We start from the raw sequence: 21,364 nt of genomic DNA, 5'->3' as shown, positions 1-21,364 counted from the left end.
ACAGCGACCAGGGAAGCGACACCAGACGCGCGGGGAGCCGGACCAGGAAGGCGATTACGTGGCAGCTCGCTCTCGCAATACCGGGTCACGCCGAGGCCGGCCCGCACCCATCGACCCCAGCAAGCTCCTGAACACTACTGACATAGCGCCGCAGCGGGCGTTGCCGATCGTGGATGTCCTGCTGTTGGAATTCCTAGCAGCACTGGGCATCGCGGTTGCGTTGCTCATTAACTTGCCGTGGTGGCAGGGCGGGCTTGCCGGTCTAGCGCTCTCGCTCATATTCGTTGTCCGGATCCGCGGCACCACGCTGCCGCGTGCCCTGGCCGCACGGTTCGACTACTTCCGCGGCCAGCGCAGTAAGACCCGCAAAAGGACTGCGGCCGAGCCATTCGACGTGCCGCTCGGCGACGACGCGCAGATCGGATTCCGCTGGGATGGCCGAACTCTGCTGTCGCTACTGAAGATCGAAGAAAATCCGCAGGCGTTGACCGTCATGGAGCCTGGGATGACTGTCTCCGGCGAGACGGTTTCAGTGGAGCTCCTCGTCGAATGCCTGCGCCAGTTCGATATCAACCTCGACTCAATCGATGTGATCAGCCAGGGTGCGCGCTCCTCCGGTCACACCCAAATCGCAGCCGTATATGACGCGGTACTCGGCCCACTGCCGGCCATCGCGCAACGCAATGTGTGGATCGCGGTTCGTTTCGACCCGTCCCGTTGCGTCGAAGCAGTCAACCATCGCGGCGGTGGACGCACTGGAATCCTGCGCACCGCGACCACGGCCACACGCCGCGTCGCCAACCGTCTCACCGAGGCCGGATTGCGAACCCGAATCCTCACGGCCGCCGAGATCGCCCATGCCACCAATCAGCTCTCCGACGGCGTCAACCTCACCAACGTGGAGGAAACCTGGACCCATTGCCGTGAGGGCAATTTCCAGCTCCGCAGCTACGCTCTGAAGGGCAGCACGCTGACCACCGCCGGGCTAGGCATGATGTGGACCATCCCGAGTTACTCGACCACAGTGTGTGTCTCCTTGCAGAATGCCCGCGAGGACGAGTACATCAAGATCCGCGGCCTGGTTCGATTCGACAGTCATGGCTCCGGCAGCCGCATCAACCTGAAGGGCCTCGCGCCGCTACGCGGACAGCAGTTCAACGCCCTGCTCTCCAGTCTGCCTCTGCCGCAACCGAAGCGGCCACTGGGGCACTGGGTGTACGGGCGCCGTATTGAAGACTTCCGAGAGCTGGCGCTGCCGGCATCCGGTTGCGGCCAGGTCATCGGCGCCGACGAGTACGGGCGAGCCATCGCGCTGCCGATATTCGGGCCACAGATCGACCGCGTGGAGATCTCCGGCACCCTTCACCTAGCTCAACAAGCTGTACTGCGCGCGCTAGCGCTGGGGGCCCGAGTCTTAGTCCACACCCGCCGCCCTGCCATGTGGCGCGAAATGGTCGAGGCAGTCGGCGACAACAACCTGCTGTGGGTCACCGAATTCAATCGCGGTGCCATGCAGGCAGGCTCGGACCGCAATTACTCAGTGGCAGTCTTCGACGGGGCGACCGAACAGCCGGTTCGCGTGGGAATGACCACGATGATCGTGATGCCGCCCAACACCGTGCCCTCCGCCGAGGCCGATGTCTCACTGGAACAGTTGGATCACGATACCGATGCCGTTCAGGTGAGCACGCGGGCCGGCACAGCTGTGGTCACAATGGTCGCCACCGACGAGGAAATGCGTTACATCAAGGCATCATTCGATGCTCAGTACGCCTAGCGCTCGGGCTCTAATTCGTTGACCACCGAGTCCACTACCGCACCCAGATCGCCGTCATGCTCTTCGGCCACACGCCGCTGACGCTGATAGGACCCGCCGTGGCGGTAGATCTCCTCCACGGCGGCCAGTTCCGTCTCGCACTCCAGTAGCCGCGCGATGGGTTGCAGCCGAGTCAGCAGATCGTCGAGATCCTCCGTCACCAATCTCTCGTTACTGTCCTCGTCCAGGATGATGACCGCGTCGAGTCCGTAACGCGCACTGCGCCATTTGTTTTCCTGCACATGCCAGGGCGGCATGGTGGGCAGTGATTCCCCTGCCTCCAGTTTGCGGTCCAGATCCACCACCAGGCAATGAGTGAGCGCCACCAGCGCCTCAAGTTCGGCGACATTGGAGATCCCGTCGAAGATCCGAACCTCGACCGTACCCAGAGCCGGTGAAGGCCTGATATCCCAACGGATTTCGTTGAGCTGGTCGATGATTCCGGTCTTCATCTGATCGTCGACGAAGCCCTCGAACTGCTCCCAGGTCTGAAAGTGGAACGGCAGACCCGCGGTGGGCAGCTGCTGGAACATCATGGCCCGGTTACTGGCGTACCCGGTATCTTGCCCCTCCCACATCGGGGAGGACGCCGACAACGCCAAAAGGTGAGGGTAGTAGTTGAGCATCGATGTGACGATCGGCAGCACCTTGTGCTTGGAGGAGACACCGACATGCACATGCACGCCCCAGATCAGCATCTGACGGCCCCACCATTGGGTGCGGGCGATCAGCTCGTCGTATCTCGGTGCATCGGTGAGCTGTTGCGCCGACCAGCGAGCAAAGGGATGTGTCCCGGCACAGAAAAGCTCCATGCCCATCGAGCGTACGGTCGGTCGCACGGTGGCGAGGGTTGCCTGCAGGTCCTGCATGGCTTCGGCGACCGTCCCGCAGATACCCGTCACCACCTCGATGGTGTTGCGCAGCAGCTCCTTGTGAACGTGCGGCGTCTCACCGATCGCGGCCAGCACCGCCGAGGCCTCGTTGGTGAGATCCCTGGTCTGGGCATCGACGAGAGCGAATTCCCACTCCACCCCCAGTGTGGGTCGCGGCGACCCGTGATACTCAATCACGCGGGCCCCGTCGCGGAATGCGACGAACTAGCACTCTGGCGGCTAGCCCGCGTCGATGAGACCGCAGGCCACACGCTTGCCCGCGTCGCCGGTCGACTTCGTGGTGTCATCAGGGCCGGCAGTGCCGTTGGCCTGCGTGTACCGCTCCGGCGGAATGTTGGCGAAGTTGTCCGCCTTTTCGTGGATGATGATCGCGGTGCCGTTGCCAGCGGTCAGATCATCCTTGGTGAACGAGTCGGCGGTGGTAACCAGTTCGCCGGAGCCATCCTTGAGGATGTTCAGTGACACCAGATCGCCGCTGGATGGGTGACCGGTGTATCCGGGGACATTGAAATGCCCGCCCGCGGACAGAAAGTCACCCGGGGTGCCGCCGGCGGGCGCGGTGGAGTTGGGGTCGCACTTCTTGAAAGAGTGAATGTGCAGCCCGTGGAAGCCCGGGGTGAGCTTGCCGTTCTCGGTGGTCTTGACCGTGATGGTGGCGTATCCGTCCTGGAAAACGAACTCCGCGGACGCCACCGGGGTGCCGTCGGCGAGCTTGAGCGTGGCATTGAGCTTTTCGCCCGACGGGATCGGCCGCTCGCCGCCCCCATGCCCAGCGCTGCCGCCATGCTCGCCCACGGTCGACGGCGCCGTCGAACCCGTCCACACCGGAGGTGTGGTGCCGGACGTGGTGCTGGCCGACTGATCCGGGGAGCATCCACTTAAGGACAAGGCAACGGCAGCAAGGGTTCCGGCGGCAAGAACGGCGGGCTTAACCATGGGCCTCATCATGCCATCTCTCCTACAGCTCGTAGCACCCAGTGGTAGACCCGAAGTGCTGATCCGTCAGATCGATCAGATGGCGACGGCGACCACGACACCCGGCGGCTGTTCGACGAGCTCGGGTGCACGCGGTGCGGCCTGAACGCCGAGCACCTTGGCGATTTCGTGGGCGGCCTCTTCTTCTCCGGCAGTCTTGCCGAAGAAGACGGTCGTCACGTTCACATCGGGCATGGGCAGGTTGCCTACTTCGGCGACCTTCCAGCCCGCGGCCGCGACCTGATCGGCAGCACCGCGCGCCAGGTCGGGCACCGAGGTGGTGTTATAGACACGCACGTCGGGCTTCGGGGCGGGAGGCGGGGTCGTCGATTTGGGGGCTGCGGCGGCGCTGACCGACGTGGACGTCGAGTCGGATGACGCGGACTTATCGGATCCGAGAGCGTTGAATCCGACCAGCAGGAAGATCACGCCGAGAAACAGCAGCACCATCACCATGGCGCGTAGCGGCAGGCCATGAGAATCGGGTACGCGTTCGTTCATTGTGAATCCACTGTACGGTCCGTCGGCGCCAGCACCTATTCAGCCGGCCACGCCGGGACCATCAAGTGACCTCAAACCCCAGGCGCCGTGCAGCGCGGGCCTTCTGACGGCTCGCGCGCATCCGGCGGAGCCGTTTGACCAGCATCGGATCCGCCGCCAGGGCCTCGTGGCGATCCACCAGGGCATTCAGCACCTGGTAGTAGCGGGTGGCCGACATGCCGAACAGCTCCTTGATGGCTTCTTCCTTGGAGCCCGCGTACTTCCACCACTGCCGCTCGAAGGCCAGAATGTCATGCTCGCGCCGGCTCAGACCAGCCGCAATCTCGACTCCGTCCGAGCCGACGGCAGGCGAGTCCTGACCAGCGTCTGCAGCCTTTGACTGCTCAGCTCGCGCCTGGGCGCCGTCCATAAGAGCTCCTGACCCAACCGGGCGTTTGTTGTCTTGTCTGTTGATCGATCGCGTTCACTGCAACACCAAAAATTACAGCATTGTGGTTCGGCGATATTTAACCACGCTCAAACCGCAACTGCGGCTAGCCAACCCCGCGCGTCGGCCCTCAATACCAAGCCGATAGCTTGCCTCCATTAGGTTTTACGGATGGCTATTGTTCCCATCCGCATAGTCGGCGACCCGGTGCTGCACGCGCCTACTGAGCCCGTTCCGGTCGGTCCCGACGGTTCGCTGCCCGCCGATCTGCCCGAGCTGATCGCGAACATGTACGAGACCATGGACGCCGCCAATGGCGTCGGGCTCGCCGCCAACCAGATCGGCGTGCCCCTGCGTCTGTTCGTCTATGACTGCGCGGACACCCGAGGCGGCGGAACCCGCCATCGCGGTGTGGTGATCAACCCCGTCCTGGAGACCTCCAAGATCCCCGAGACCATGCCCGACCCGGACGACGACGAGGAGGGCTGCCTCTCGGTGCCCGGTGAGTCCTTCCCCACTGGGCGGGCGGACTGGGCACGGGTCACCGGACTGGACGCCGACGGCAAAGAGGTCATCCTGGAGGGCAACGATCTGTTCGCACGCATGCTGCAGCACGAGACGGGGCATCTGGACGGCTTCCTCTATATAGACACGCTGATCGGGCGAAATGCCAGGGCGGCCAAGCGTGCGGTCAAGTCGAATGGCTGGGGCGTGCCCGGGTTGAGTTGGATGCCGGGTCAAGTCGCTGATCCGTTCGGGCATTAGGACGGCACGGCACCGTGTCCCTGCCCGAACTCGGAGCACGGGTAGCCGTCCGCAGCCGGCGCCCGGCTGGTTCGGTGCCCCCGTTCACCGACACCGTCGGCGAATTGGTGGCGACCGATCCGACGGTGCAGGTACTGCATAAATCCGGTGCGGTGGTGGATATTTCACCCGCCGACATTGTATCGGTGCGAGTGCTGCCGCCGGTTCCGGTGCTGAATCGGGACATCAGGTCGGCGCAGCGGGCCGCCGCGTTTGGGTGGCCGGGCATCGAGCACGATTGGGTGGACGGGTGGTTCGTCAGGGCCTCGGGCGGACACACACATCGCGGTAATTCCGCTGTACCACTGGAGCATTCGGCGTCACCGCGCTCACTTGGCGAGGTGAGCGCGTGGTATTCCGAACACCGACTGCCCACCCTGTTATGCCTGCCCGACCGGTTGATACACCCGCCGGATGCGTTGGCGACAAGTGACGAAACCGTCGTGATGGTGCGCGATCTCGACGAGGCCCGGTCGGAGCGCATTCCCCCGGAGCCGTCCGCCGGTTGGCTTGGCCTGTATGGAGATAACCACCCCATGTCCATGCAGGTGCTGACGGCGGTGGTCGACGGGACGCTGGGCTTTGCTTCCGTCACCGATGACGGTCCGGCCGTCGCGATCGCGCGGGGCGCCGTCACCGAGGGCTGGCTCGGCATCTCCGCGGTGCGGGTCGCCGAGGCGCATCGGCGTCGCGGGCTGGCTCGGCACGTGTGTGACCTACTACTGGGCTGGGGCGCCGCACAGGGAGCCCATCGTGCGTACGTCCAGGTGCGCGCGGACAACGCTGCGGCACTGGCGCTGTATCCGACCTTGGGTTTTACCGAGCAGCATCGGTACCGGTATGCACATATCGAGGCCGTCAGCATCGAAAAGTAGGGTGACGTCATGCGATTGGCCACCTGGAATGTGAACTCGATCCGTGCTCGTGCCGACAGGGTCATCTCCTGGCTGGAACGCTCCGGCACCGATGTGCTCGCCATGCAGGAGACCAAGTGCTCCGACAAGCAGTTCCCCATGCAGGCGTTCACCGATGCCGGCTACGAGGTGGCGCACGTGGGGTTCAGCCAATGGAATGGCGTCGCCATCGCCTCCCGGGTCGGCCTGCAGGACGTGACCGTGGGGTTCGAAGGGCAGCCCCGGTGGGCGTCCGGCGCGGATGTCGAGGAAGCCGCCGAGGCCCGCGCGCTCGGCGCCACCTGCAACGGGGTGCGGGTCTGGAGCCTGTATGTCCCGAACGGCCGGACACTGGAGGATCCGCACTATCAGTACAAGCTGCGGTGGCTCTCGGCTTTGCGTGACGAGGCCGCGGGCTGGCTCGCGGCCGATCCCGCGGCACAGGTCGCGCTGGTCGGCGACTGGAACATCGCGCCCACCGACGACGACATCTGGAGTGTGGAGGCCTATCAGGGCAGCACCCACGTGTCCGAGCCCGAGCGCACCGCGTTCACCGCGATGAACGACGCCGGATTCGCCGACGTGGTGCGGCCGTTCACCCCCGGTCCGGGCGTGTACACCTACTGGGATTACACGCAGCTGAGCTTCCCCAAGAAACGCGGGATGCGCATCGACTTCGTCCTCGGCTCACCGGAGTTCGCCAAGCGAGTGGGTGACGCTCACATCGATCGCGAGGAGCGTAAGGGCAAGGGCGCGAGCGACCACGCCCCCGTCGTCGTCGATCTGGACTCCTGACCACGCCGCGAACTAACCCGCAGTGAATCCTCCCGCGCTACCCTCAGGGAACTTCTAATCGAGGGGATTCGCTATGCGCCGTTTTTGCGTGCTGGTGATTGCTCTTGCCCTCAGCGCCTGCGGCCCGCGGCCCGCCGACGGCATCGAGATCGCGACGAATGGCGAGACGCCAAGAGGACCGACCGCCGCGACAATGTCGACCGCCGCGGCACAGAAGCCCACGCGCACCATCGCCCTCCCGCCTCCCACGGGAGGCATCGGAGACGTCAAGCTGCGCAAGCTGTTCGACGAGGCCATACGACTCACCAGTTTCGTTGTGTCGCCCACCGTGATCGATGCCCGGTTCGCGGGAAACGCCGGATACGTCGAAGCCACCCTCCTGTATCGGAAAAAGGCTGTCGACGAGGCGCTGCAGGGCTACGGATACATCACCGGCGTGACCGCGTCGCGTTCGCCGGGCAAGAGCCCTACAGAAACCGCCGTCCTGACAACCACGGTGCTTCTATTCAAGGACGATGCCTCGGCGGCTGCCGCGACCGAGGCGCTCTTTCGTCTTCGCGACGAGCAGAATGATCCGACAAGACCGAAACGCGTTCGTACCGTCGATATTCCAAGTTTTCCGGAGGCCAAGGCCTACTCTTCACGCACCGGCGAAGGCGAGTTCGTATACGCCGAGACCAAGGCGTCTGTGCAGCGCGGGCCACTGGTGGTCCAGGTCAGCGTCGGCCAGCAGCCGGAAAACGAGAGCATCGAGATCATTGGGCGCTACCTCGCCGAACAGCTTGGTGAGCTGAATGGATTCACACCGACACCAGTTGACCAGCTCAGCTCACTGACCGCGCCATACGATCCCGACGGCTCCCTCGCCAAACTCGTATCCGATTCGACCTCGTTCAGTCCGGGTGGCGTCGGTGGAGTGTTCGACACCAAGGGCGCTCTGCTATTCCGCAGCGACATTCAGTCGTGGTCCGAGGTGTATCGCGAGGCGGGCGTCGACCGCCTGATCCTTGGCGAGACCGGCGGAGTGATACGCGCGGCCGACAGCATCGGCGCGGCACGGGTGTTGGAGAGGGAACGACCCGAGTTTCTCTCCAAGATGGACTACGAGCCGACGAACGCTCCCCCGACGATGCCCAGTGCGGACTGTGCGCAGTACGTGTCGTCCATAGCCGACAACGACCCACTGCAGGCCTGCCTTTTCCAGCGGGGCCGGTACGTCGCCTGGGTACAAGGCAAGCAATCGGTGATCGGGCAGCGTCTCCGGGATCAGTGGAACCGGCTCGGCTAACTGGAAACCCGCTGGGACGGCCGGTCACATCGTATGCTTCTGCACGTGGGCGGGGATGATCGTGTCAGCGACTCACGGGGGCCGGGCCGTCGCCGGTTCCTGGATCGCTTCTCGCTCCAGAACTTGCAGCGAGCCGGCCTGGTGGCCGTGTTGGCGGCCACGGCGGCATTCGGCGGTCTGGACACCGCCGAACCGATGACCCCGGTGGCGATCGGGTCGACGTATTTCAATGGGGCGTACAAGATCACCCCGCATCGGGTCGCAGAGCTGTGCGATCCATCCAGCCTCCCGATCAAGGGCAACATGATCCTGGAGCGCGAGGCCAAGAACATGCGGCTCTTCGCGCTGTTCGCCACGGTGGAGAACACCTCTGACTCCGGCGGCATCGTCTTGCACAACATCAAGCCGGATCCCGAAGACACCTTCACCTTGGATCGCACCGGTGTCGTCGCGGACCTCGGCGCGTACGGACCGTATGGGATGCTCGTCGGGCTCCCGTCGGGCAAGAGGGAGGATGTCACCGTCGTCTGGGGTCTGCCCTTCGGCGCGTACAAAAAGAGTGACACGGTCACGATCCGCATCAGCGACTTCGAGCGCTACAAGGATCTGATGAACACCGTCGAGACCTGGCGCACCACCAGGAGTTACGGCCAGATCACCACTCCGATCGAAGGATGCGTCCGATGACGCGCACCCGCACAGTTGTTGCCGTGCAGGCGATCATCTGCACTCTCCTGCTTGTCGGAGCCGCCTACTTATACGGACATCTGCCCGAGCGGGTGGACTCCTTCGCTCCCATGATCGTGCGCGGCACCGCCCCTGACCGGGTAGAGGGCCGCAACCTTACGATCACGGTGCATCACGCCTACTCGACACCGGAACTGTTGATCAAGAGTTCGCCGATCCAGAAGACGGCGGATTCTCGGGTCACCAAGGGGCAATGGATCATCCTGGAACTGTCCTACGCGACGGTGGATTACTCCGACAAGATCACCCTGCAATTGCAGGCCGATGATCACCACATCGATCGTGACAACATCGCCGGTACCGACAAGACCATCGGCCAGGCCGGCATCGAGCTGCCCGCGACAATGGTTTTCGATGTGCCGCAATCCACGAAGTCTTTCAGACTGCTGGCAATCGTATTTCCCAGCAACGATTTTCGGATCCAAGAGGGCTGGATGGACACACAACTGTCCATCGAGATTCCGCCCGGCATGATCGAACGGCGACCATCGGTGGCACTGGTTGACCACAGGGTGGCTCCATGAGGGCCTGGCTACGGCGGAACACCGTGGGTGCCGTCTTGGCGCTCGCCGGGCTCTTGGTCTTCGGGATCACCATCGGCTATCCCAACTGGCGCGAAAACCTCGGCTCGAGTGAACCCGTGTTCACGGTGCCTGCGGGGGCGACCGTCAAGATCGATGGTGTGCTGTGGCGGCTACGCGTCCCCGATATGCCCGCGCCCACGTTGTCGAAGCTCGACCAACCACAACCACCGAACACCCGTTTTGTTGCCTACGCGTTCGATCGCAGTCGGGAAAACAAGCCCGCCGGCCTCGGGGAGGGATGGGGAACATGTATCGCCACGGTTGTGGGCAACGACGGACGCAGGTGGGATGGGCAAGTCGGGCTCCATCCCCTGTCGATTGACGATTGGGCGCGGGCGCAGGGTTACTCCGCGGGCTGCGGTAGCCCGGGTGCATTCGTCACGGTCATGCTCGTCCCCTCAGATGCAGCGATCACCGCGGTGAACATCACCTTTGTCGCCGATAAAGGCAGCCAGAGGGAACACCACGTCGTGCGGTTTATGACACCTTCGTAGTGTCGGCGATAGCGTCGGCGATCGTCGCATGATCCGGCACGGAGACCCTGTCCAGGCAGTGCCAATACATCGCGGCCACTAGGCAGATCCTCAGCGGATCGACAAGAGCGGCAATGGCTATCCGGATCGATTCGCGGTAGGAGGCCCACCACAACCATTCATGCGGTCCCAACAACTCCGCCACCCAACGCCACAGGTAGCCATCGGTGACGTAGGGGTTGAAATAGGCACCGTTGGGGTCTAGTGCGACCGTCCCCATAAATGCCAGCACAAAAAAGCACCCAGCCACCGGTCCGGCATGCAACGTCAGGCGAATGGTGTCCGCAAGCTTCTCGGCGATGCCCAGCAGGCTGCTGAAGAACTCGGATCCGCGGGTCTGCACCACATGCGGCAGCAGCCGTAGGCGGCTCCGCAATATTTCGCCCGCCTCCCCCACTGCGGTCACCACCCGGTCGCCGTGCCCCTGCCCGAACGCCGCGTGACTCGCGCCCCGCCAGGTGGTTTCCCGTTGCGTGGCATAGACGGTCCCCGCGATCGCCAGCCAGGTCATCGACAACAGCACGGCCGCCACCACCAGCCCCGCCGTACCGGTAATCCAGTGCCACACACCGGCAAAACCACCGAAATGGGACAGCGCCTGGGACCTGACATCGTTGTACCACACCACAATTCGACGTTCAGAGATCCATTCGGGGCTGCCAAAGAGCCGGGTGGCCGCGGCATTCGCCAGCAGGAAAACCCACAGCGCCTCGAAATAGGCGGTTATCACCTTGGTCCAGCCGGGTAGCCGACTCGCGAATCGAGTCAAGGCCACGCGAGCGCAAAAGGCGACCGCGATCGTGAGGTAGATGCGCCAGTCACTGGCGTACAGCCACGCCTCGGTCTGTGTGGGCGACATGTCCGGAGCCGCACCAGTGTCCATCGCGTAGGTCACCGCGAACTTCAGCTCGCCGGCATACGCCGAATAGTCGGCCAGCACGAGTTTCCACGCAGCGAAGAGGACGAACACCGGAAGGATCGATTTCAGCACAATGTCGGCGAAGGCCTGGAATCGCGGTTCACCGCCGGCGGCGTCACCATCCAGATTCATCTCCGAACGCAACACCAAGAACATCAACACATAGACGACCAACCGGGCCAAAACCGCCAACGGCATGATCAGCTGGCCCCAGTAGCCACCGAAATGCAGGCCGACATATACGGCCAGCTTGATCAACCAGTATCGAGTAAGCCAGCCCACGAGCCAGATGCCGATCAGCCACGGCCAGCACCGCCACCACAAGAACCCCGTGCGGCGCAGCAGATCCATCGGACCGGATATCCCCCACGTTGCCATGGCCAGATAGTAGCTAGCTCAGTCCTCCGCGTGGGCGTACTTGCCGCCGGTGCCCAACGAGGCGAGCGCCGCGACCGCCATCATCAGAGCAGCGGCGAGGAACACCACCACCAGTCCGGCGTGGAACGGCTCGGTAATGAGATTCGGGAAGAACGACTGCCCGGTCAGCTCGGCCGCGTTGACCCCCGGGTGGTCCAGAACCCCTGACGGTGCCAGCAATTCGCTGACCGGGTTGTAGCCGAGGAAGGCCGCGAACAGGCTGCCCACCGGCGGCAGGCCGGAAACCTCCGCGGCGGTCGAGGCGGGCACGCCTTGGGCGGTCAGCCCGGATTGCATTGCGGCAGGCATCGTGGCCGAGATCCCGACGATCATGAGGGAGAAGAAGATTCCGATGGACAGCGAGCTGCCCGCGTTGAAGAACGTGCCACGCACACCCGAGGCCGCGCCGCGCTGGTGCGCGGGCACGCTCGACATGATGGCCGCGGTGTTGGGCGCGGTGAAGATGGCCGATCCCAGCCCATTGAGGAAAATGAGCGCCGCGAAAGCCCAGTAATTGAAGTTCACCGGAATGGCGATGAGCGCCAGGAATGTCACCGCCGACAGCACCATGCCACCCGTGGCGAAGGGCCGGGCACCGTACCGGTCCGACAGCACACCGGCGACGGGTCCAGCCAGCAAAAAGCCGAGTGTCATGGGTAGCAAGAAGATTCCCGCCCACAACGGGGTCGACTCATAGCTGTATCCGCGCAAGGGCAACCAGATGCCCTGCAGCCAGATGATGAGCATGAACTGCAGGCCACCGCGCCCCACCGATGCCAACAGGTTGGCCAGGTTGCCCAGGCCGAACGCACGGTTCTTGAACAGCCGCATGTCGAGCATCGGGTCGGACACCCTGGACTCGATCACGCAAAACAACACCAGCAGCGCGACGCCGGCGATCAGCGATCCATAGACCAGCGGATTACCCCATCCGGTGCTCGAATTTCCGTACGGCTGAATGCCGTACGTGATTCCGGTGAGCAGCACTGTAAGCCCCAGCGCAACGGTCACGGTTCCCGCCCAATCCAGCTTCCCGGGCGTAGGTTCGTCGATCTCGATGAGCGAGCGGTATGACCACACGGTGCCCAGCAGACCCAGCGGCACACCCACCCAGAAGATGGCACGCCAATCCCATTCGGAGAGCACGCCTCCGATCAGCAACCCCAGGAAGGATCCGGCGACCGCGGCCACCTGGTTGATACCGAGCGCCAATCCGCGCTGGGTGGACGGGAAGGCATCGGTGAGGATGGCCGACGAGTTGGCCATCAACATGGCGCCGCCCACACCTTGCACCACTCGCCACGCGATGAGCCATACCGCACCGCCGCCATAGTGGAACGGGTCGAAGGACAGCACCACTGCCGCGACCGTGAAGACGACGAAGCCCATGTTGTAAATCCGGACCCGCCCATACATATCGCCGAGGCGGCCGAACAGCACGACGAGCACCGCGGAAGCCAACAGATAGCCCATGAGCATCCACAGCAGATAGCTCACGTTCCCGGCGGCGAGCGGGTTCAGACCAATACCGCGGAAGATGGCAGGCAGTGATATCAAGACGATGGACGAATTGATGGTCGCGAGCAGCACACCCAACGTGGTGTTCGACAGTGCGACCCACTTGTAGTGCGGATGGTCGCGATCCACAGCAAAAACAAGAGGCCGCAGTCCGCTGTTTGCGATATCCGCAGGCGTTTCGTCGGTCCGTGTCGTCAAATCAGTCATCGTCACCCTTGTTGCGCGCTTCTCCCCGACGCGGCCAGCAGGGCACCCCAGACCGGCCGTCTCTGGATACCACCGCGCATAACTTTAGCAAGGGAAACTATATTCCCAAAACCTTCTAGCCTCATCTGTCAGATCAGGCTTTGGCTGCATGCCTCACGCGGTTCGAGTGCGAGCCTCACGCGTAAACCTGGCCGGAAATCCGCGTGAGGCTCGCACTCAGCGGAGAAATCGGTGACCTACCGAGTAGCGTGGCCAGTGTTCGTCAACGAACAGCCCCAACACACAAACACGGGAGCGTGCACCAGCGCGCTGAGAGGACGGCTAGGGCCGTCGACCGTATGAACCTGACCGGGTAATGCCGGCGTAGGGAGGAAAGATCATGTCGACCCAATCATCCCGTTCTCAAGCCCCCGAGACCGTCACCACGGGTCCCATCCAGGGCAGCGAGAAGATCTACCAAAACCTCGGCAACGGCCTGCGGGTACCACAGCGCCGGGTCAACCTGACCAACGGTGAACACCTGGACCTGTATGACACGTCCGGTCCGTACACCGATCACAACGTCACCATCGATCTACAGAAGGGTCTGCCGCCGCGCGCCGGGATTGTGACCGACCGGGGCACGCAGCTGCAGCGTGCCCGGGCCGGCGAGATCACCGCCGAGATGGAGTTCATCGCCGTCCGCGAGGGCGTACCCGCCGAACTGGTGCGCAGCGAGGTCGCGCTGGGTCGCGCCGTGATTCCCGCCAACCACAAGCACCCGGAGAGCGAGCCGATGATCATCGGCAAGGCCTTCGGCGTGAAGATCAATGCCAACATCGGCAATTCGGCCGTTACTTCCTCGATCGCCGAGGAAGTCGAGAAGATGGTGTGGGCCATCCGCTGGGGCGCCGACAACATCATGGACCTGTCCACCGGTAAGGACATCCATCAGACCCGCGAGTGGATCCTGCGCAACTCCCCCGTTCCGGTCGGCACCGTCCCGATCTACCAGGCACTGGAGAAGACCAACGGCGACCCGTCCGCGCTGACCTGGGAGCTGTACCGCGACACCGTGATCGAACAGGCCGAGCAGGGCGTCGACTACATGACCGTGCATGCCGGCGTGCTGCTGCGCTATGTGCCGCTGACCGCCAAGCGCGTCACCGGCATCGTCTCACGCGGCGGCTCGATCATGGCCGCCTGGTGCCTGGCGCACCACCGGGAATCGTTCCTGTACACCCACTTCGAAGAGCTGTGCGAAATCCTGGCGCGTTACGACGTCACGTTCTCGCTCGGCGACGGCCTGCGTCCCGGGTCTATCGCCGATGCCAACGATGAGGCACAGTTCGCCGAGCTGCGCACCCTTGGCGAACTGACGAAGATCGCGAAATCCCATGGTGTGCAGGTGATGATCGAGGGCCCCGGCCACGTTCCGATGCACAAGATCGTCGAGAACGTGAAGCTCGAGGAGGAGCTCTGCGAGGAGGCCCCGTTCTATACGCTGGGCCCGCTCGCCACCGATATCGCTCCGGCATACGACCACATCACCTCGGCAATCGGCGCGGCTATTATCGCTCAGGCGGGGACGGCGATGCTGTGCTACGTCACCCCCAAGGAACACCTGGGGCTACCGGACCGTAAGGACGTCAAGGACGGCGTGATCGCCTACAAGATCGCCGCACACGCGGCCGATCTCGCCAAGGGGCACCCGCGTGCACAGCTGCGCGATAACGCATTGTCTAAGGCGCGCTTTGAATTCCGCTGGGATGATCAGTTCAATCTCTCGCTGGATCCGGACACCGCTCGCGAATTCCACGACGAGACGCTGCCCGCCGAGCCTGCCAAAACGGCGCACTTCTGCTCCATGTGCGGACCGAAGTTCTGCTCGATGCGCATCACCGCCGATATCCGGGAGTTCGCCGCTCAGAACGGTCTGGAGACCCAGGAGGACATCGACGCGATGCTGGCCCGCGGCATGGAGGAGAAGTCGGTCGAATTCGCCGAACACGGCAACCGGGTCTATTTGCCGATCGCGTGAGCATGGCTGCCTTCCTGCCTCTCCCGGAGCCGGGCGCTACCCCGGCGCGAGTGTTGACCATCGCCGGGTCCGACTCCGGGGGCGGGGCGGGTATCCAAGCCGATATGCGCACCATGGCGCTTCTCGGTGTGCACGGATGCGTGGCGGTCACCGCGGTAACCGTGCAGAACTCGGTGGGTGTCAGGGATTTTCATGAAATCCCACCGTCGGTGGTGGCAGCGCAGATGGATGCGGTGATCACCGATATCGGCATCCAGGCCGCCAAGACCGGGATGCTGGCCTCCGCACCGATCATCGAGGCCATCTCGGAGACATGGTCGCGCCTGGCGACGAATACCCCCCTGGTCGTCGATCCCGTGTGCGCATCCATGCACGGCGACCCGCTGCTGCACCCGAGCGCGCTGGATGCCATCCGTGAACAGCTCTTTCCGCTGGCCACGCTCGTCACCCCCAATCTGGACGAGGTACGGCTGCTGGTGGACGTCGACGTCCTCGACGAGCAATCACAAAAGGAAGCGGCACGAAAACTCCATGCCCTCGGCCCACGGTGGGCCCTGGTGAAGGGTGGACACCTTCGATCCAGCGACACCAGCACCGACCTGCTCTTCGACGGCACCGAGTTTTACTACTTCCCCGTCGAACGCGTGGACACCGGACACGACCACGGCGCGGGGGACACCCTCGCCGCCTCTATCAGTTGCGCACTAGCACAAGGACTTTCCGTGACCGAGGCGGTCGCCTTCGGGAAACGGTGGATCACCGAGTGTCTGAAAGCCGCCTATCCCCTTGGCCGCGGCCACGGCCCGGTATCGGCCCTGTTCAGGCTGCGATGAGCGCCCGCGCGAAGAGCCTCAGGCTGCGATGAGCGCCCGCGCGAAGAGCCTCAGGCTGCGATGAGCGCCCGCGCGAAGAGCCTTAGGCTGAGTGAGTGAGCACCGAGGAACTTGCCGATATCGCCGGAATCGCCCACCACCCGGACGGGCACCCCCACGGTGCGGTAGTGCTCACCCACGGTGCCGGGGGCAGCTGCCACTCCCCCATGCTGCGTCTGCTGTGCACGTCGTGGGCCGAACGCGGTTGGCTGGCGATACGTTTCGATATGCCCTTCCGGCGCAACCGGCCAAGCGGCCCCCCGTCGGCCTCGTCGGCGGATAAGGACCGCGCGGGTATCGCCGAGGTGATCAACAAGGCTCGCGCCCTGGTGGATGGCCCACTATTGGCCGGCGGTCATTCGTACGGTGGACGCCAAACCTCGATGCTGGTGGCGGAAAAGGGACCGATCATCGACGTCCTGACCTTGTTTTCCTACCCGCTGCACCCGCCCGGCAAGCCCGACCGGCTGCGCACAGAACATCTGCCCGGCATCCAGGTTCCCACGGTGTTCACCCACGGCACCTCGGATGCGTTCGGCACCATCGCCGAACTCAAGGAGGCATCGGTTCTGATACCGGCCGGCGCGACAATCGTGGAAATCACCGGTGCGCGTCACGATCTGGGTTCCAAGACAATCGATGTCCCCGAGCTCGCCATCGATGCCGCGCTGGCAGCCCTGAAGCACTAGTCCGCCGCCCGCCCATTTTGTGATGCGCGTCATAATTCGCGCCCCGATGTCACAAAACCGGCGCGAGCGGGATCTCAAGGGCATCAACCCCGAATGAATGGGAGCCCAACATGACTGACCAGCACCCCCACGTAGTTGTCCTCGGTGGCGGTTATGCCGGAACGATGGCAGCGAACCGTCTACAGCAGAACACGGATATTGACATCACCCTGGTCAACCCCCGCGAGAACTTCGTACACCGCCTGCGGCTTCACCAATACGCGGCGGGAACCGGTATCGCCACCGCCGAGTACGCCGCACTGCTCGGAAGGCGAGTGCGGCTCGTCGTCGATAGCGCCATGCGAATCGACGCCCCCGCTCGGATGGTCCGGCTGGCGTCGGGAGACGTACTCGACTACGACTACCTCATCTGCGCGGTCGGCAGCACCGATTCGGCGCCCAGCAACGTACCCGGACTGAGGGAATTTGCTTATCCCGTCGCCGAATTCGAGTCGGCACAGCGTCTGCGCCAAGCGCTTGAAAGCTCCGACCACGAAGCTCCGATCACGGTTGTGGGTGCCGGGCTGACAGGAATCGAGATGGCCTCCGAGCTGACCGATCTCGGCCGAAACGTGAGACTGGTGTGCGGCGGACAATTGGCCCCGACGTTTGGGGCACCCGCTCGCAGGTCGATCACTCAATGGTTCACTCGACAGCGGGTCGACGTGCTGGAGAACGCGACGGTGGCCGAGGTGCGCCAGGACTCTGTAGTGCTAGCCGACGGCTCGGAACTACCCAGTGCGATCACCATCTGGGCAGGCGGCTTCGGAGTGCCCGGCCTTGCCGCCCACAGTGGTCTGAGTGTCAACGACGATGGTCGGCTACTCACCGATGAAACGCTCACCAGCATCGACGATGACCGGGTCATCGGTGCCGGTGACGCCGTGATCACATCCAGCCTGCCGACCCGCATGAGCTGCTACACCGCGAATACGACCGGGGCCGCTGCTGCCGACACAGTGCTGAGCCGCCTGGCAGGTACCGAACCCGCCGTGTTCCGCCTGGCATATGTCGGGCAATGCCTGAGCCTCGGACGACGCAATGCGGTGCTGCAGTTCACCCGCAAGGATGACAGTCCAGTGGGTGCCCATACCCGCGGTCGGCTGACCGCTTCATTCAAGGAGTTCGTCCTCAAAGGCGTACCGTGGGGCCTGCGCCGCGAGGGCCGTAAGCCGGGAGCCAGCCTGTGGTTCAAGAGCGAGGCCGGGCCCGCGCAGGCTCCGCACCACCAGGCGGAGGCCACCACGTCGTGATCACCACCGACGAGCATGCCGAGCGATTCACCCTACTGCGGCCCTTGCTGTTCACGATCGTGTACGAAATCCTGGGCTCGGCAACCGAATCTGACGACGTGCTGCAGGACAGCTACCTACAATGGGCACAGGTGGACCTCGCAGCGGTGCGAGACACTAAGTCGTACCTGGCGCAGCTCGTGACACGTCAAGCACTGAAGTCCCTGCGTACCAGTGCCCGCCGACGCGAGGACTACATCGGTCCGTGGCTGCCCGAACCATTGCTACTCGATGAGCATGACGGGTCCGCGGACATTCTGCTCGCCGAGTCGGTCTCGATGGCCATGCTGGTGCTGCTCGAGACCCTCACACCCGACGAGCGCGCGGTGTTCGTATTGCGCGAAGTATTCGGATTCGACTATGACGAAATCGCCGGGGCGGTAAGTAAATCCGCTACGGCGGTCCGCCAGATCGCGCACCGCGCCCGCGAACATGTGCACGCTCGGCGCAAGCGCTTCGAACCCGTCGACGCCAACGAGAGTACGCGAATCGCCGAGCAGTTCTTGGCGGCAACCGAGACCGGTGACGTCGAAAGCCTGATGGCGCTGCTGGCTCCGGATGCCACCTGGATTGCCGACGGCAACGGCCGTGCAGGCGCCGCGCGACGGCCGCTGACCGGAGCCGGAAAACTGGCGCGTATTTTCGCCGGCCCATTCCGAAAGGGAATGGCGGACAGGCGAGCCAAGGTGATCATTGCCAACGCCGCACCAGCCATCGCGGTGTATGCGGGCGATGTACTAGAGGCCGTCATCACCATCGAAATCGCCGAGGGCAGGATTACCCGGCTCTACGCCGTTGCCAACCCGGACAAGCTCGTGGCGGCGGCCACCATCCGCACGGTCAGCCGCTAACGAGGGGGCGCGTCAGGAACCGACCGAGCGCCAGTCGCGCGTCAACAGCTGTGCCGCCCGGCGCAGATCAGCCTCCGCCTGAGCCACGGTGAGACCACCGTTGAGGCACACCTGAATGCAGCCGAACCACTGGTGCACCAGCAGCCTGATCACGGCCTCATCCGCATCGGTCGGGTCCGAAAGACCAGCCACCTCGGATATCAGCTCGTGAAACCGCTTCTCGATCTGCATCAGGTCCGGTACCTCGGCCAGTGACGCCGAGTTCGAGGACCTGATCATCGCGATCGCGAGCATGCGACGCCGCGTCAACCCGCGCAGTGCCCGTACCAGTGCTTCGCCCACCCGGTCAGCCGCCGTTTCCTGCCCATCGGGAGACGGCGGGATGCGGCCGACAAGCCGTTCGGACTCACGCACCAGGGCCGAGACGAACAGATGGCGCTTCGTCGGGAAGTACCGGTACAACGTGCCAATGGCAACGTTGGCGTGTTTGGCGACATCGTGCATCTGGACGTGATCGAGCTCGCGCGTCATGGCGAGCTCTTCCGCCGCATCGAGCATGCGTTTGTACTGCTCATGTTGGCGCCTGGTCGACGGCACGGCAGCGGGCCGCACCGGTGACGCTTCAACCATGGCGCTCACGATCTACTCACCTGCATAAATAACCCCGAAACTGGAACCTGTTCTAAGTAAGGTAGCACTACCGTGAACCCACGCATTGGGAATTGGGGTCCTGATTTAGTTCCCGGCGCCCGGCGTTCCCGCCAGCATCGCCAGCAGCAGCTCAGCGCGCACCCGTGCGACATCGAGATCGCAGGCGACCAGCGACTGCGCCGTTTCGATGCGTTTCCGCAGCGTGTGTCGGTGTACACCAACAGCGGCGGCCGCCGATTCCCAATGGCCGTTCGCCTCCAGATAGGCCCGTAGAGAGGCCAACAGTTCGGTGCCATAGGTGGCGTCATGTTCGGCGACGGGAGCCAATGTCGCGTTCGCGACGGCGACCAGCACCTCACGACTTGGGCCAAAAGACAGCAGCGCACTACCCGCGAGTGAAGTGAACTCCAGCGGTGTCCCGCCGCGTTCGGCCACCGATGCGGCGAGCTTCGCATTCTGCGCCGCATCGCCGAGCCGCCCCACCGGATGTGCTCCGCTCAAACCGGCCCGCAGACTCTTTCTGGTGCGCCCGTCCACCTCGGTGAACAACTGCCGGGCGAATTCGGCACTCTCCGACCCCGGAATCACGACGGTGAGCTGGGACTCGGCGGCATGTGCAAAGACCGCGTGGCCCGCGGACTCCATGGCCCGGGTGACCGTGGGCTGTACCCGCCGCAGCACCGCCGGGGATTCAGCATCCACCACCAACACCCGGATCCGCCCGCGCCCATCGGCGGCCGGTGCCAATTGGGCCCACACCGAGTCCAGGTTCCGTTCATCACCGAGTAGCAGCCCCAAAGCCTGCCCATTCAACTGGCGTTGCGCATCTCGCAGCCGCGACGGCTTGTCAAAATCCAAGGCCAACAAGGAATTTGCGTGCCCCAGCAGTACCTGGTCCACGAAGGTCAAGGGCGTCTTACTGACAACGGCCAACACTCCGTACGACGTACCGCCCACACTGATCGCCTGTTGCGCGACGGCGACTCCCGGGTCCAGCTGTTGCGCGCCGGACGACGCGCCCGGCGCCAACGCACCCCGGACCAGATTGACCGTCGCGACATCCAGATTGCGCGGATGACTTGCGATCACCGTGCCGCCCGAGTCCAACACCACAACATTGGCCCGCAGCGACCGTCCGAGTTCCGCGGTGACCGCCTGCACACCGCCATTGACGATCGCTCGGGTTATCCGGGGCTGAGCCCGCGATGCACGCAGCACCGCGTCGTACTCAAGCTCGGCGATGCGCGTGCTCACCGCCTTGACCACCGCGGCGAACGGGGTGCGCAGCGGCACCTCCAACAGCGGAACACCCAGTTCGTCGGCGGCTCTCACCAGTTCCGGCGGCACCTTATCGAAGGTCAGTCCGGTGCCGAAACCCAGTGCGGCAACGCCATTCTCGTCTAGCGCACGTAAGTATCTCAGCCGTTGCCGGGCACTCTCGGGTAGACCGATCCCGGTGGTAAGCACCAACTCCCCACCGGATAGCCATTGCGCGGGATCGGCAAGTTCCGTGGTGAGCGCCAGATTGATGTCGCGCCCCAGACCCGCGGCACCGCCCTTCAGGGTGAGTTTCAGGTCCGGTTGATCCAACACCCAGCGCACCGGAACAGTCATCTCACGAGACTGTACAGAA

21 protein-coding genes and 1 riboswitch are annotated in these 21,364 nt (G+C 64.0%); of the genes, 13 read left to right on the top strand and 8 right to left on the bottom strand.

Features of this window, described 5'->3' with window-relative positions:
• The first annotated feature begins 58 nt into the window (after nucleotides 1–58).
• A complete protein-coding gene (eccE, locus tag AC5Y5C_RS03665; RefSeq protein WP_499969067.1) occupies nucleotides 59–1,777 on the top strand; it encodes a type VII secretion protein EccE in 1,719 nt (572 codons plus the stop codon).
• On the opposite strand, the gene AC5Y5C_RS03660 is transcribed toward eccE, so the two are convergent.
• From AC5Y5C_RS03660 to napA, 4 genes are all read right to left on the bottom strand, one after another.
• On the bottom strand, nucleotides 1,774–2,886 hold the full coding sequence (locus AC5Y5C_RS03660) for a glutamate--cysteine ligase (protein WP_499969065.1): 1,113 nt from the start codon (nucleotides 2,884–2,886) through the stop codon (nucleotides 1,774–1,776). The genes eccE and AC5Y5C_RS03660 overlap by 4 nt on opposite strands.
• A gap of 42 nt (nucleotides 2,887–2,928) precedes the next feature.
• Complete coding sequence (gene sodC, locus AC5Y5C_RS03655; protein WP_499969063.1) at nucleotides 2,929–3,657, bottom strand: superoxide dismutase[Cu-Zn]; 729 nt, start codon at nucleotides 3,655–3,657, stop codon at nucleotides 2,929–2,931.
• Between the two features lie 63 nt (nucleotides 3,658–3,720).
• Nucleotides 3,721–4,185, bottom strand: coding sequence for a LytR C-terminal domain-containing protein (locus AC5Y5C_RS03650; protein WP_499969061.1), 465 nt, complete (start codon nucleotides 4,183–4,185; stop codon nucleotides 3,721–3,723).
• Nucleotides 4,186–4,246: 61 nt separating this feature from the next.
• Nucleotides 4,247–4,594 (bottom strand): nucleoid-associated protein NapA, encoded by a 348-nt coding sequence (gene napA, locus AC5Y5C_RS03645; RefSeq protein ID WP_499969059.1) that lies wholly within the window; start codon nucleotides 4,592–4,594, stop codon nucleotides 4,247–4,249.
• Between the two features lie 189 nt (nucleotides 4,595–4,783).
• Here napA and AC5Y5C_RS03640 point away from each other — a divergent pair, with 189 nt between their 5' ends.
• The 7 genes from AC5Y5C_RS03640 to AC5Y5C_RS03610 all read left to right on the top strand — a co-directional run bounded on the left by AC5Y5C_RS03640 (nucleotide 4,784) and on the right by AC5Y5C_RS03610 (nucleotide 10,217).
• Complete coding sequence (locus tag AC5Y5C_RS03640; protein WP_499969057.1) at nucleotides 4,784–5,377, top strand: peptide deformylase; 594 nt, start codon at nucleotides 4,784–4,786, stop codon at nucleotides 5,375–5,377.
• Between the two features lie 14 nt (nucleotides 5,378–5,391).
• The gene (locus tag AC5Y5C_RS03635) at nucleotides 5,392–6,291 is read left to right on the top strand and encodes an N-acetylglutamate synthase, CG3035 family (RefSeq protein WP_499969055.1); all 900 of its coding nucleotides are present in this window, start codon (nucleotides 5,392–5,394) and stop codon (nucleotides 6,289–6,291) included.
• 9 nt (nucleotides 6,292–6,300) lie between these two features.
• Nucleotides 6,301–7,104, top strand: a complete 804-nt coding sequence (locus AC5Y5C_RS03630; protein ID WP_499969053.1) for an exodeoxyribonuclease III — start codon at nucleotides 6,301–6,303, stop codon at nucleotides 7,102–7,104.
• Nucleotides 7,105–7,177: 73 nt separating this feature from the next.
• Nucleotides 7,178–8,392 carry a DUF7373 family lipoprotein gene (locus AC5Y5C_RS03625; protein WP_499969051.1) on the top strand — a complete coding sequence of 405 codons (1,215 nt, stop codon included), beginning with the start codon at nucleotides 7,178–7,180 and terminating at the stop codon, nucleotides 8,390–8,392.
• Nucleotides 8,393–8,437: 45 nt separating this feature from the next.
• Entirely contained in the window at nucleotides 8,438–9,079 is a 642-nt protein-coding gene (locus tag AC5Y5C_RS03620; RefSeq protein WP_499969049.1) for a hypothetical protein, read from the top strand.
• Nucleotides 9,076–9,663 carry a hypothetical protein gene (locus tag AC5Y5C_RS03615; RefSeq protein WP_499969047.1) on the top strand — a complete coding sequence of 196 codons (588 nt, stop codon included), beginning with the start codon at nucleotides 9,076–9,078 and terminating at the stop codon, nucleotides 9,661–9,663. The genes AC5Y5C_RS03620 and AC5Y5C_RS03615 overlap by 4 nt, the downstream gene beginning before the upstream one ends.
• A complete protein-coding gene (locus tag AC5Y5C_RS03610) occupies nucleotides 9,660–10,217 on the top strand; it encodes a hypothetical protein (protein WP_499969045.1) in 558 nt (185 codons plus the stop codon). The genes AC5Y5C_RS03615 and AC5Y5C_RS03610 overlap by 4 nt, the downstream gene beginning before the upstream one ends.
• On the opposite strand, the gene AC5Y5C_RS03605 is transcribed toward AC5Y5C_RS03610, so the two are convergent.
• Together AC5Y5C_RS03605 and AC5Y5C_RS03600 are read right to left on the bottom strand one after the other, a co-directional pair.
• Nucleotides 10,201–11,553, bottom strand: a complete 1,353-nt coding sequence (locus AC5Y5C_RS03605) for a hypothetical protein (RefSeq protein WP_499969043.1) — start codon at nucleotides 11,551–11,553, stop codon at nucleotides 10,201–10,203. The two genes, AC5Y5C_RS03610 and AC5Y5C_RS03605, sit on opposite strands and share 17 nt — an antisense overlap.
• A gap of 18 nt (nucleotides 11,554–11,571) precedes the next feature.
• A complete protein-coding gene (locus AC5Y5C_RS03600) occupies nucleotides 11,572–13,317 on the bottom strand; it encodes an MFS transporter (RefSeq protein ID WP_499969041.1) in 1,746 nt (581 codons plus the stop codon).
• 278 nt (nucleotides 13,318–13,595) lie between these two features.
• A riboswitch (TPP riboswitch) is annotated at nucleotides 13,596–13,705 on the top strand.
• Here AC5Y5C_RS03600 and thiC point away from each other — a divergent pair.
• From thiC to AC5Y5C_RS03575, 5 genes are all read left to right on the top strand, one after another.
• Nucleotides 13,697–15,337, top strand: coding sequence for a phosphomethylpyrimidine synthase ThiC (gene thiC / locus AC5Y5C_RS03595; RefSeq protein ID WP_499969039.1), 1,641 nt, complete (start codon nucleotides 13,697–13,699; stop codon nucleotides 15,335–15,337). Its footprint overlaps the riboswitch before it by 9 nt.
• A gap of 2 nt (nucleotides 15,338–15,339) precedes the next feature.
• Nucleotides 15,340–16,170, top strand: a complete 831-nt coding sequence (gene thiD, locus AC5Y5C_RS03590) for a bifunctional hydroxymethylpyrimidine kinase/phosphomethylpyrimidine kinase (RefSeq protein ID WP_499969037.1) — start codon at nucleotides 15,340–15,342, stop codon at nucleotides 16,168–16,170.
• A gap of 95 nt (nucleotides 16,171–16,265) precedes the next feature.
• Complete coding sequence (locus AC5Y5C_RS03585; RefSeq protein WP_499969035.1) at nucleotides 16,266–16,898, top strand: alpha/beta hydrolase family protein; 633 nt, start codon at nucleotides 16,266–16,268, stop codon at nucleotides 16,896–16,898.
• A 110-nt stretch (nucleotides 16,899–17,008) separates the two neighbouring features.
• Entirely contained in the window at nucleotides 17,009–18,190 is a 1,182-nt protein-coding gene (locus AC5Y5C_RS03580) for an NAD(P)/FAD-dependent oxidoreductase (protein WP_499969033.1), read from the top strand.
• Entirely contained in the window at nucleotides 18,187–19,080 is an 894-nt protein-coding gene (locus tag AC5Y5C_RS03575) for an RNA polymerase sigma-70 factor (protein WP_499969031.1), read from the top strand. The genes AC5Y5C_RS03580 and AC5Y5C_RS03575 overlap by 4 nt, the downstream gene beginning before the upstream one ends.
• 12 nt (nucleotides 19,081–19,092) lie before the next feature.
• On the opposite strand, the gene AC5Y5C_RS03570 is transcribed toward AC5Y5C_RS03575, so the two are convergent.
• Both AC5Y5C_RS03570 and AC5Y5C_RS03565 read right to left on the bottom strand, forming a co-directional pair.
• On the bottom strand, nucleotides 19,093–19,710 hold the full coding sequence (locus AC5Y5C_RS03570; RefSeq protein WP_499969353.1) for a TetR/AcrR family transcriptional regulator: 618 nt from the start codon (nucleotides 19,708–19,710) through the stop codon (nucleotides 19,093–19,095).
• Nucleotides 19,711–19,815: 105 nt separating this feature from the next.
• A complete protein-coding gene (locus AC5Y5C_RS03565; protein ID WP_499969351.1) occupies nucleotides 19,816–21,333 on the bottom strand; it encodes a PucR family transcriptional regulator in 1,518 nt (505 codons plus the stop codon).
• Between the last annotated feature and the right edge of the window lie 31 nt (nucleotides 21,334–21,364).

The sequence above is a fragment of the Mycobacterium sp. NGS15 genome (assembly GCF_059813245.1).
This window is presented reverse-complemented; position numbering and strand designations above follow the sequence as displayed.

Bases quoted from the DNA above. Each gene is read 5' to 3' on its own strand.
- sodC (WP_499969063.1), bottom strand. From the start codon at position 3,657: ATGATGAGGCCCATGGTTAAGCCCGCCGTTCTTGCCGCCGGAACCCTT.
- AC5Y5C_RS03650 (WP_499969061.1), bottom strand. From the start codon at position 4,185: ATGAACGAACGCGTACCCGATTCTCATGGCCTGCCGCTACGCGCCATG.
- napA (WP_499969059.1), bottom strand. From the start codon at position 4,594: ATGGACGGCGCCCAGGCGCGAGCTGAGCAGTCAAAGGCTGCAGACGCT.
- AC5Y5C_RS03640 (WP_499969057.1), top strand. From the start codon at position 4,784: ATGGCTATTGTTCCCATCCGCATAGTCGGCGACCCGGTGCTGCACGCG.
- AC5Y5C_RS03630 (WP_499969053.1), top strand. From the start codon at position 6,301: ATGCGATTGGCCACCTGGAATGTGAACTCGATCCGTGCTCGTGCCGAC.
- AC5Y5C_RS03625 (WP_499969051.1), top strand. From the start codon at position 7,178: ATGCGCCGTTTTTGCGTGCTGGTGATTGCTCTTGCCCTCAGCGCCTGC.
- AC5Y5C_RS03615 (WP_499969047.1), top strand. From the start codon at position 9,076: ATGACGCGCACCCGCACAGTTGTTGCCGTGCAGGCGATCATCTGCACT.
- AC5Y5C_RS03610 (WP_499969045.1), top strand. From the start codon at position 9,660: ATGAGGGCCTGGCTACGGCGGAACACCGTGGGTGCCGTCTTGGCGCTC.
- AC5Y5C_RS03605 (WP_499969043.1), bottom strand. From the start codon at position 11,553: ATGGCAACGTGGGGGATATCCGGTCCGATGGATCTGCTGCGCCGCACG.
- AC5Y5C_RS03600 (WP_499969041.1), bottom strand. From the start codon at position 13,317: ATGACTGATTTGACGACACGGACCGACGAAACGCCTGCGGATATCGCA.
- thiC (WP_499969039.1), top strand. From the start codon at position 13,697: ATGTCGACCCAATCATCCCGTTCTCAAGCCCCCGAGACCGTCACCACG.
- thiD (WP_499969037.1), top strand. From the start codon at position 15,340: ATGGCTGCCTTCCTGCCTCTCCCGGAGCCGGGCGCTACCCCGGCGCGA.
- AC5Y5C_RS03580 (WP_499969033.1), top strand. From the start codon at position 17,009: ATGACTGACCAGCACCCCCACGTAGTTGTCCTCGGTGGCGGTTATGCC.
- AC5Y5C_RS03570 (WP_499969353.1), bottom strand. From the start codon at position 19,710: ATGGTTGAAGCGTCACCGGTGCGGCCCGCTGCCGTGCCGTCGACCAGG.